This window comes from Streptomyces sp. ADI96-02 (assembly GCF_003846185.1).
In the GTDB taxonomy this organism is placed as follows: Bacteria; Actinomycetota; Actinomycetes; order Streptomycetales; family Streptomycetaceae; genus Streptomyces.
Genome location: NZ_ML123034.1, coordinates 3,179,340 through 3,189,426, shown reverse-complemented (window position 1 = coordinate 3,189,426; position 10,087 = coordinate 3,179,340). Strand labels below are relative to the sequence as shown.

Genomic DNA, 10,087 nt, shown 5'->3' with positions numbered 1-10,087 from the left:
GGACGGTGGTAGTGTGCGCGCCTCGCTCCTCCAGATCGCAGTAGACCAGGACGAACCGGTCAATTCCCGCCGGGAACGCGCTGCTTCGCTGGTCACCGGCCAGCGGGGAGCCGATCTGGTGGTCCTTCCCGAGCTGTGGCCGGTCGGCGCGTTCGCCTACACGGAGTTCGCCGAGGAGGCCGAACCGCTCCGGGGGCCGACCCACGACGCGATGGCGGAAGCCGCTGCCGAGGCCGAGGTCTGGCTGCACGCGGGCTCCTTCGTCGAGCGCGCCCCGGACGGCGTCCTCTACAACACCACGCTCGTCTTTTCGCCCCGAGGAGAGAGGGCCGCCGTCTACCGCAAGATCCACCGGTTCGGCTTCGACAAGGGCGAGGCCGCCCTGATGGGCGCGGGCGACGAACTGGTGACCGTCGCCCTGCCGCAGACCACGCTGGGCCTGGCCACCTGCTACGACCTGCGCTTCCCGGAGCAGTTCCGCGGCCTGGTCGACGCGGGCGCCGAGACGCTCGTCGTCGCCGCGGGCTGGCCCGAGCGCCGGCGCGCCCACTGGTCGCTCCTGGCGCGGGCCCGCGCGGTGGAGAACCAGTCCTACGTCCTGGCCGTCGGCACGGCCGGCTCCCACGCGGGCGTCGAGCAGGCGGGGCACAGCGTCGTCGTCGATCCGTGGGGCGAAGTGCTCGCCGAGGCCGGCGCGGGCGAGGAGATCCTGACGGTGGAGTTCGACCCGGAGCAAGTGCGCACCACACGGGAGCGGTTCCCGGCGCTGAAGGACCGCCGCCTCGGCCTGGCCCCGCCGCGCCGGGCGCACTGATGGCATGGGGTGGGCCGAGGTTTCACGTGAAACCTCGGCCCACCCCATGCCGTCAGCCTGGCCTCCGCTCCGGCCCACCCGCAGGCCCGGGTCATGTGATCAGTCCTCGTTCTCCTTGTCCGCCAGGACGATCACGCACATCGCCACGGCGATCAGCAGCGGAACGTCCGCGTCCTCGCGCACGACGTCGATCCCGTACGTGTCCCGGACGGTGAGCAGCCGCCGCGAGATCTGCGCCAGCAGCTCGCCCTCGTAGTCGATCGCGAACTCGCGGTCCAGGATCCTGCCGCTGACGTCGAGCTCCGTACCGTCCACCAGCGTCACTCGGTAGTGGTTGCGCAGCAGCGAGAGGCGCTTCCGCTTGACCTTGGCCAGCTCCTCGCCGTCGCGTTCGATGACCATCGTGTCGCGCAGGCTCACCAGCTTCTGGCGCAGCTCGACCAGGATCCGCCCGTCCGCGTCCTTCAACTCGAAGGTGTCGCGCAGCCGCAGCGCCTTGCCGTCGACCAGGAAGACCTTGCGGCCCTGGGCGTCCTCGATCCAGTAGTCGTCACCGACGGCGAACAGGCGCTCACGCACGAGAAGTCTCATGGGTCACAGGTTCCCCCGGGGCCCGGTGGAATGCGCGCAGGCGGCGGAGGTGTTGACTGTTGGCATGGCTACACGTGCACGCGTCCGCGCCCCCGAACTCATCGGCAAGGGCGGCTGGCTCAATACAGGCGACCGGCAGTACACCCTCTCTGAGCTGCGAGGACGCGTTGTCATTCTCGATTTTTGGACATTTTGCTGTGTGAACTGCCTGCACGTCCTGGACGAGCTGCGCGAGCTGGAGGAGAAGCACCGCGACACCGTGGTGATCATCGGCGTCCACTCGCCGAAGTTCGTCCACGAGGCCGAGCACCAGGCCGTCGTCGACGCCGTCGAACGCTACGAGGTCCATCACCCCGTCCTCGACGACCCCGAGCTGGCCACCTGGAAGCAGTACGCCGTACGGGCCTGGCCGACGCTCGTCGTCATCGATCCCGAGGGCTACGTCGTCGCCCAGCACGCCGGTGAGGGCCACGCCCACGCCATCGAGAAGCTCGTCGAGGAGCTGGAGGCCGAGCACGCCGCCAAGGGCACGCTCCGCCGCGGCGACGGCCCGTACGTGGCGCCCGAGCCCGTCGCCACCCACCTCCGCTTCCCGGGCAAGGCGCTGCCGCTGGCCGACGGGGGCTTCCTGGTCTCGGACACCACCCGGCACCGCCTCGTCGAGCTGGACGCGGACGGCGAGACCGTGCGGCGGCACTTCGGCGCGGGCGAGCGCGGGCTGGCCGACGGCGGCCCCGGGGAGGCCCGGTTCAGCGAACCGCAGGGGCTGGCCTTCCTGCCCGACGGCCGCGTCGCCGTCGCGGACACCGTCAACCACGCCGTCCGCGCCCTCGACCTCGCGACCGGCGTGACGACCACCCTCGCCGGTACCGGCCGCCAGTGGTGGCAGGGCTCGCCCACCGACGGGCCGGCCCGCGAGGTGGACCTGTCCTCACCGTGGGACGTGGCGTGGTTCGCGGACCGGCTGTGGATCGCCATGGCGGGCGTGCACCAGCTGTGGACGTACGACCCGGAGGCCGGTGTCGTACAGGTCGCCGCCGGGACCACCAACGAGGGCCTGGTCGACGGGCCGGCCGCCGAAGCGTGGTTCGCGCAGCCGTCCGGCCTCGCGGTCTCCGCCGACGGCGAGCGGCTCTGGATCGCCGACTCCGAAAGCTCTTCGCTGCGCCACATCGACCGGGACGGCCACGTGCGCACCGACGTCGGCACCGGCCTGTTCGACTTCGGCCACCGCGACGGAGCGGCCGGGCAGGCGCTCCTCCAGCATCCGCTGGGCGTGACCGCGCTGCCCGACGGCTCGGTCGCGATCAGCGACACGTACAACCACGCGCTGCGCCGTTACGACCCGGTCTCCGGCGAGGTCACCACGCTGGCCACCGATCTGCGCGAGCCGAGCGACGCCGTGCTGGTCGACGGCGACCTGGTCGTCGTCGAGTCGGCCCGGCACCGGCTGACCCGCCTGCGGCTGCCCGAGGAGGCGGTGCGCGTCCCGGACCAGGCCCACCGCACCCGGCGCGCGGCCACCGAGATCGCGCCGGGCACCCTCCGGCTCGACGTGGTCTTCCAGGCCCCGGCCGGCCAGAAGCTCGACACCCGGTACGGGCCGTCGACCCGGCTGCTGGTCTCCGCGACCCCGCCGGAGCTGCTGGCGGAGGGTTCCGGGGCGGGTACGGACCTCGGGCGCGACCTGGTGCTCGCGGACGGGTTCACCGAGGGCGTCCTGCACGTCTCGGCGATGGCGGCGTCCTGCGACGACGACCCGGCCAACGAGTACCCGGCGTGCCATGTCCACCAGCAGGACTGGGGCGTCCCGGTACGGGTGACGAAGGACGGCACGGCCCGGCTGCCGCTGGTGCTGGCGGGGATGGACGAGCAGGGATGACGGTCCGGCGGCCGGCCGGGTCCACCGCCCTGTCGGCCGCCCGGACCGTCGCCGCGGGCCGTCACCGGTAGCGCTGCTCGTCCTCCGTGACGACCGTGGTGGTGGGCGGCACGACCATCCGGCGGCGCCGCGCGATGCTCATGTAGACGAAGACCCCGACGAGGCCGACGAGCATCATGATCCAGCCGACCAGGTCGACATTGACGGTGTCCATCTTCCAGTCGGTCGCGAACGCGAGAATCGCCCCGCCACCGATCAGGAGAATGCATCCTCCGAGTCCCATGAATTCCGCCTCCTCGACGGCCCGGAGTATCCGGGCCGATGTACCGCTCGGGTACCCGGCCCGGGAACAACCATGTGCGCGGGGGCGGTTGGGAGTCGTCCGACGGGACGCGGTCAGTCCGCCAGGAACGCCGTGAGCGCGTTGGCCAGGAGGTACGGGTCGTCCGCGCCGCACAGTTCGCGCGCACTGTGCATCGAGAGGATCGCGACGCCGATGTCCACGGTCCGGATGCCGTGGCGCGCCGCGGTGATCGGGCCGATCGTCGTGCCGCAGGGCATGGAGTTGTTGGAGACGAACGTCTGCCAGGGCACGCCCGCCTTCTCGCAGGCGGCGGCGAACACGGCCCGGCCGCCGCCGTCGGTGGCGTACCGCATGTTGACGTTGACCTTGAGGATGGGCCCGCCGTTGGCGACCGGGTGGTGCGTCGGGTCGTGCCGCTCCGCGTAGTTGGGGTGCACGGCGTGACCGGTGTCCGAGGAGAGGCACACCGATCCGGCGAACGCGCGGGCGCGGTCCTCGTACGAACCGCCGCGGGCGAACACCGAGCGCTCCAGCACCGTGCCCAGCAGCGGGCCGTCGGCGCCGGTGTCGGACTGCGAGCCGTTCTCCTCGTGGTCGAAGGCGGCCAGCACCGGGATGCGGGGCAGTTCGTCGTCCGGCAGGGCGGACACGGCGGCCAGCGCGGCGGTGGCGGCGTGCACGGAGAGCAGGTTGTCCATCCGCGGGCCCGCGACCAGCTCGCGGTCCCGGCCGAGGTAGGACGGCGGCTCGATCGCGTGCGGCATGAGGTCCCAGCCGGTGACGTCCGCCGCGTCGACGCCCGCCTCCTCGGCCACGAAGCGGATCAGGTCGCCCTCCGCCACGTCGCCGAGTCCCCAGATCGGCTGCATGTGCTTCTGCCGGTCGAGCTTGAGCCCGTCGGTGTTGGCGGACCGGTCCAGGTGCACGGCCAGCTGCGGCACGCGCAGCAGCGCCCGGTCGATGTCGACCAGCCGGTGCGTGCCGTCCCGCAACGAGATCCGGCCGGCCAGCCCCAGGTCGCGGTCGAGCCAGGTGTTGAGCAGCGTGCCGCCGTAGACCTCGACCGCGACCTGCCGCCAGCCGTGCGCTCCGGTGTCCGGCACCGGCTTGACCCGCAGGTTCGGCGAGTCGGTGTGCGCCCCGACGATCCGGAACGGCGTGTGCGCCGAGGCCCCCTCCGGCACGTACCAGGCGATGATCGCTCCGCCGCGCAGCACGAACTTCCCGCCGGCCGACGCGTCCCAGGCGGCGGTCTCCTCGACCTGCTGGAAGCCGGCCTTCTCCAGCCGCTCGGCGGCGTTGGCGACGGCGTGGTACGGGGACGGGCTGGCCGCCAGGAAGGACATCAGGTCATCGGTGTGCGCGCGGCCGAACCGGTGGGGAGAGCTCATGCTCTTCACCTTAACGAGCACGGTCGGTCCGCTGTCCGGTGACCACCCGGGGCCGCGGACGCGTCTGCGGCCGGGTGCGCGATGGCCGGTCACGCCGGGTACGGGATGCCGGTCACGCGGACGCCGCCGCCCGCGGGACACGGGCGGCGGCGTCTTCGTACGCGTCGGCGGCTGCCGGGATCAGAACGCGGCCTCGTCCAGCTCCATGAGGGAGTTGTCGACGGTCTCGGCGAGCGCGCGCTCGGCGGAGACGCCGGGCAGGACGTTCGCGGCGAAGAACTTCGCGGCGGCGATCTTGCCCCGGTAGAAGGCGACGTCCTTCGCGGAGGCGCTGGGCAGCTTCTCGGCGGCGACCAGCGCGCCCTTGAGCAGCAGGTAGCCCACGACGACGTCGCCGGAGGCCATCAGCAGGCGGGTGGTGTTGAGGCCCACCTTGTAGATGTTCTTCACGTCCTCGCCGGTGGCCGTGAGGTCGGTGATCATCGTGCCGACGATCGCCTCCAGGTCCACGGCTGCCTTGGCGAGCGAGTCCAGTGCCGGGGCCAGCTCCTCGTCGCCCTGGGCGCCCGCGAGGAACTTCTTGATCTCCTCGGAGAGCGTGTTGAGCGAGGCGCCCTGGTCGCGGACGATCTTCCGGAAGAAGAAGTCCTGGCCCTGGATCGCGGTGGTGCCCTCGTAGAGGGTGTCGATCTTGGCGTCCCGGATGTACTGCTCGATCGGGTACTCCTGGAGGTAGCCGGAGCCGCCCAGGGTCTGGAGCGACTGCGCCAGCTGCTCGTAGGACTTCTCCGAGCCGTAGCCCTTCACGATCGGCAGCAGCAGGTCGTTGAGGCCGTGCAGCGCCTTCGCGTCCTCGCCGGCGGCCTCCTTCTCCTGGATCGCGTCCTGGACGGAGGCGGTGTACAGGACGAGGGAGCGCATGCCCTCGGCGTACGCCTTCTGCGTCATGAGCGCGCGGCGCACGTCGGGGTGGTGCGTGATGGTGACCTTGGGCGCGGTCTTGTCCATGAACTGCGAGAGGTCCGTGCCCTGGACGCGCTCCTTGGCGTACTCCAGCGCGTTCAGGTAGCCCGTGGAGAGGGTGGCGATGGCCTTCGTGCCGACCATCATCCGGGCGAACTCGATGATGCGGAACATCTGGCGGATGCCGTCGTGCTTGTCGCCGATCAGCCAGCCCTTGGCGGGGTGGCGGTCGCCGAAGGTCATCTCGCACGTGTTGGACGCCTTGAGGCCCATCTTGTGCTCGACGTTCGTCGCGTAGACGCCGTTGCGCTCGCCCAGCTCGCCGGTGGTCCAGTCGAAGTGGAACTTCGGGACCATGAACAGCGAGAGGCCCTTGGTGCCCGGTCCCGCGCCCTCGGGGCGCGCCAGGACGTAGTGGATGATGTTCTCGGACATGTCGTGCTCGCCCGAGGTGATGAAGCGCTTGACGCCCTCGATGTGCCAGGAGCCGTCCTCCTGCCGCACCGCCTTCGTCCGGCCGGCTCCCACGTCCGATCCGGCGTCCGGCTCGGTGAGCACCATCGTCGAGCCCCACTGCTTCTCGACGGCGATCTCCGCGATCTTCTTCTGCTCGTCGTTGCCCTCGTCGAAGAGGATGCCGGCGAACGCCGGGCCGGAGGAGTACATCCACACGGCCGGGTTGGCGCCGAGCAGCAGCTCCGCGTAGGCCCAGATCAGGGAGCGGGGCGCGGTGGTGCCGCCGATCTCCTCGGGGACGCCCAGCCGCCAGTACTCGGAGTCCATGTACGCCTGGTAGGACTTCTTGAAGCTCTCCGGGACCGGGGCGGTGTTGGTCTGCGGGTCGAAGACCGGCGGGTTGCGGTCGGCGTCGGCGAAGGACTCGGCGAACTCGTTCTCCGCGAGGCGCGTCACCTCGTCGAGGATGCTCTTCGCGGTCTCGACGTCCATCTCCGCGAACGGGCCGGTGCCGTAAAGCTTCTCGCGCCCGAGCACCTCGAAGAGGTTGAACTCGATGTCGCGGAGATTCGGCTTGTAGTGCCCCATGGGAAGGCTCCGTAATCAATAGCAGTGGCGCACAGCGCCCCGGGGAGTGATGCGGGTCGGGCGACGGGCCGGCGTGGGCGTATCAGCTGACCTCTCCGATGATGCTACCCGTCAGTAATAAGGCGCAACCCCTCAAGCCGCAGATGTGTCCGATTACTCTTTGCGGCATGTACGGCTACGACCAGAACCCTGGTGCTCAGCAGCAGATGGGTCAGATGGGCCAGATGGGTCAGATGGGCGGCGGCTACGGGGAGCAGCCGCTGTATCCCGAACCGTCGCCGCCCTCCCTGGCCGACGCGGTACGGGCCTTCACCACCGGCTCCCTCGCCGCCGAGGACTTCCAGCAGATCTTCTCCACGTCGAAGGTCTACTGCCCGCGCGGTGACAATCCGGGTTTCCTGGCGCTGCACAACACGCAGCAGCCGGTGATCCCGATGTTCACCACGCTCAAGGAACTGCGGAGGTACGCGGGCAAGGAGTCGAAGTACTTCGTGATCACCGGTGCCGAGGTGATCGACCTGCTGCCGACGGGCTACGGCTTCGTGCTGGACATGGAGGGCGACCACCGGATGGTCTTCGACGCCAAGGCCGTCGAGCAGATGGTCGACTTCGCGATGCGGCGCATGTACGGCTGAGGGTCGTTCCGCCGTCCCGCGCGGCCGGGGTCCTCCGGTCGCCGGGCGCTCCACCTGCGCTTCCCCGGGTCGGGACAGGGCCCGCACCGCTCCTGGTGCGGGCCCTGTCCGCTGCCCGGGAATGCGCGACGGGTTGCAAGATGTTCACTGTTCAACTAAATTGAACGCAGAACACTCGCCCGGAGGTGGCTCCCATGCCCGCAGTGACTGTCGACAACCCGCTGACCCTGCCCAAGGTCGCCGCTTCGGGTGACGCCGTGGCCCGTCCCGTACTCGCCGTCACGACCGCGCCGAGCGGGTTCGAGGGCGAGGGCTTCCCGGTGCGCCGCGCGTTCGCCGGGATCGACTACCAGCACCTCGACCCGTTCATCATGATGGACCAGATGGGCGAGGTGGAGTACGCCGCGGGAGAGCCGAAGGGCACGCCCTGGCACCCGCACCGCGGCTTCGAGACCGTCACCTACCTCATCGACGGCAGCTTCATCCACCAGGACTCCAACGGTGGCGGCGGCACCATCGAGAACGGCGACACCCAGTGGATGACGGCCGGCTCGGGCCTGCTGCACATCGAGGCGCCGCCGGAGTCCCTGGTCATGTCCGGCGGGCTCTTCCACGGGCTCCAGCTCTGGGTGAACCTGCCCAAGGCCGACAAGATGATGAACCCGCGCTACCAGGACATCCGCGGCGGCGAGGTCCAGCTCCTCGCCTCCCCGGACGGCGGCACGCTGCTCCGGGTCATCGCCGGTGAGCTGGACGGGCACCAGGGGCCGGGCATCACCCACACCCCGATCACGATGATCCACGCCACCGTCCGCCCCGGCGCCGAGGTGACCCTGCCATGGCGCGAGGACTTCAACGGGCTCGCCTACGTGCTGGCCGGCCGCGGATCGGTCGGCGCGGAGCGCCGTCCCGTCCACCTCGGCCAGACCGCGGTGTTCGGCAGCGGCGGCTCGCTGACCGTGCGCGCGGACGAGCGCCAGGACGGCAACACCCCCGACCTGGAGATCGTCCTCCTCGGCGGCCGTCCGATACGGGAGCCGATGGCGCACTACGGACCCTTCGTGATGAACAGTCAGGCCGAGCTGAAGCAGGCTTTCGAGGACTTCCAGGCCGGCCGGCTCGGCACGATCCCGGCGGTCCACGGAATGTGACGGTCCGTCACTCGTACGGAGGCGACGGACGGGCCCGCCGACGCGCGCCGTGATCGGGTGGGAGGGTGCCTACACCCAAGCCCCTCCTGCCCGAGGGCGTACGCCGCGCAGCCGCCTGGTGCGGTGTGGTCCTGCTGGTCGCGGGGGTCGCCGCCGTCGTGATCTGGCTGGTCGTCACCCTGAAGACCGCGGTCACGCCGGTACTGCTCGCCCTGCTCGGCACGGCGCTGCTCGGCCCCGTCCACCGCTGGCTGACCGGCCGGCGGATGAACCGGTCACTGGCGGCCGGGCTGACCTGCGCGGCGCTGGTCGCGGTGGTGGGCGGAGCCGGGTACATCGTCGTCACCGCCCTCATCGACTCCGGCGACCAGATCGTCGCCTCGCTGAAGGACGCCGGGCAGTGGGTCGTCGACCACCTCGACATCGCCGGGGCCACGAACGTCGACGACCTCGCCGACAACGCCAAGGACCTCGTCAGCAAGTTCGGGGCGAGCGCCGCGGGCGGCCTGCTCAGCGGCATCAGCCTGATCGGCTCGCTGGTGACGACCAGCGTCCTGGCGCTCCTGCTGACCTTCTTCTTCCTGCGCGATTCGGACCGCGCCGTGCACCTCGCCCACAGCATCGCCCCGCGCGGTACGGGCGACCTCGTGGAGGCCATGGGCCGCCGGGCGTTCGACGCCGTCGAGGGCTTCATGCGCGGCACCACGTTCATCGCCCTGATCGACGCCCTGTGCATCACGGTGGGGCTGCTGGTCCTGAGGGTGCCGGGGGCGGTCGGGCTGGGGGCGCTGGTCTTCGTCGGCGCGTACATCCCCTACCTCGGCGCCTTCGTCTCCGGAGCGGTGGCCGTACTCGTCGCCCTGGCCGACCGGGGGATCGTGGTCGCGCTCTGGGCGCTGGGCGTGGTGCTCGCCGTCCAGGTGCTGGAGGGCCACGTCCTCCAGCCGGTGATCCAGAGCCGTACGGTGCAGATGCACCCCGCCATGATCATGGTGGCGCTGACGGCCGGGGCGAGCGTGGCCGGGCTGCTCGGCATGCTGCTCGCCGTCCCGCTGTGCGCGGCGGCCTTCGGCGTGATCGGCGAACTCCGCGACGGCTATGGATCGGCACCGCCCTCCGGGGGCCCGTCGGACCCGAACGGGCCGTCTGACCCGCACGGGCCGTCGGACCCGCACGGGCCGTCTGACCCGAACGGGCCGTCGGACTCGCACGGTCAGCCCGGAGGGTCCGGGGCCGGCGGGGCCTAGTCGGCCGCCTTCTCGGCCTGCGCCGCTTTCTCGGCCTGCGCCGCTTTCTCGGCCTGCGCCGCTTT

General features: G+C 71.0%; 9 protein-coding genes. 5 read left to right on the top strand and 4 right to left on the bottom strand.

What is annotated here, in order from left to right; translation table 11 throughout:
* Window positions 1–13 precede the first annotated feature (13 nt).
* A complete protein-coding gene (locus tag EES43_RS13895; RefSeq protein WP_124269025.1) occupies window positions 14–814 on the top strand; it encodes a carbon-nitrogen family hydrolase in 801 nt (266 codons plus the stop codon).
* A gap of 99 nt (window positions 815–913) precedes the next feature.
* Here the strand turns inward: EES43_RS13895 and EES43_RS13890 are convergent, their stop codons facing one another.
* A complete protein-coding gene (locus tag EES43_RS13890) occupies window positions 914–1,405 on the bottom strand; it encodes an LURP-one-related/scramblase family protein (RefSeq protein WP_124269024.1) in 492 nt (163 codons plus the stop codon).
* A 64-nt stretch (window positions 1,406–1,469) separates the two neighbouring features.
* On the opposite strand from EES43_RS13890, the gene EES43_RS13885 reads away from it, so the two are divergent.
* Window positions 1,470–3,287: an NHL domain-containing thioredoxin family protein gene (locus tag EES43_RS13885; protein WP_124269023.1), complete on the top strand. Its 1,818-nt coding sequence runs from the start codon at window positions 1,470–1,472 to the stop codon at window positions 3,285–3,287.
* Window positions 3,288–3,348: 61 nt separating this feature from the next.
* Here the strand turns inward: EES43_RS13885 and EES43_RS13880 are convergent, their stop codons facing one another.
* The 3 genes from EES43_RS13880 to EES43_RS13870 form a co-directional block, all read right to left on the bottom strand.
* Window positions 3,349–3,570, bottom strand: coding sequence for a DUF6458 family protein (locus EES43_RS13880; protein WP_124269022.1), 222 nt, complete (start codon window positions 3,568–3,570; stop codon window positions 3,349–3,351).
* A gap of 113 nt (window positions 3,571–3,683) precedes the next feature.
* Window positions 3,684–4,982, bottom strand: coding sequence for a M18 family aminopeptidase (locus tag EES43_RS13875; protein ID WP_124269021.1), 1,299 nt, complete (start codon window positions 4,980–4,982; stop codon window positions 3,684–3,686).
* Between the two features lie 180 nt (window positions 4,983–5,162).
* Window positions 5,163–6,989, bottom strand: a complete 1,827-nt coding sequence (locus EES43_RS13870; RefSeq protein ID WP_124269020.1) for an acyl-CoA dehydrogenase — start codon at window positions 6,987–6,989, stop codon at window positions 5,163–5,165.
* A 167-nt stretch (window positions 6,990–7,156) separates the two neighbouring features.
* Here EES43_RS13870 and EES43_RS13865 point away from each other — a divergent pair, with 167 nt between their 5' ends.
* The 3 genes from EES43_RS13865 (at window position 7,157) to EES43_RS13855 (ending at window position 10,022) form a co-directional block, all read left to right on the top strand.
* On the top strand, window positions 7,157–7,624 hold the full coding sequence (locus tag EES43_RS13865) for an SseB family protein (RefSeq protein WP_124269019.1): 468 nt from the start codon (window positions 7,157–7,159) through the stop codon (window positions 7,622–7,624).
* Window positions 7,625–7,818: 194 nt separating this feature from the next.
* Window positions 7,819–8,775 carry a pirin family protein gene (locus tag EES43_RS13860; RefSeq protein ID WP_124269018.1) on the top strand — a complete coding sequence of 319 codons (957 nt, stop codon included), beginning with the start codon at window positions 7,819–7,821 and terminating at the stop codon, window positions 8,773–8,775.
* Between the two features lie 65 nt (window positions 8,776–8,840).
* Window positions 8,841–10,022 carry an AI-2E family transporter gene (locus EES43_RS13855; protein WP_124269017.1) on the top strand — a complete coding sequence of 394 codons (1,182 nt, stop codon included), beginning with the start codon at window positions 8,841–8,843 and terminating at the stop codon, window positions 10,020–10,022.
* Window positions 10,023–10,087 lie beyond the last annotated feature (65 nt).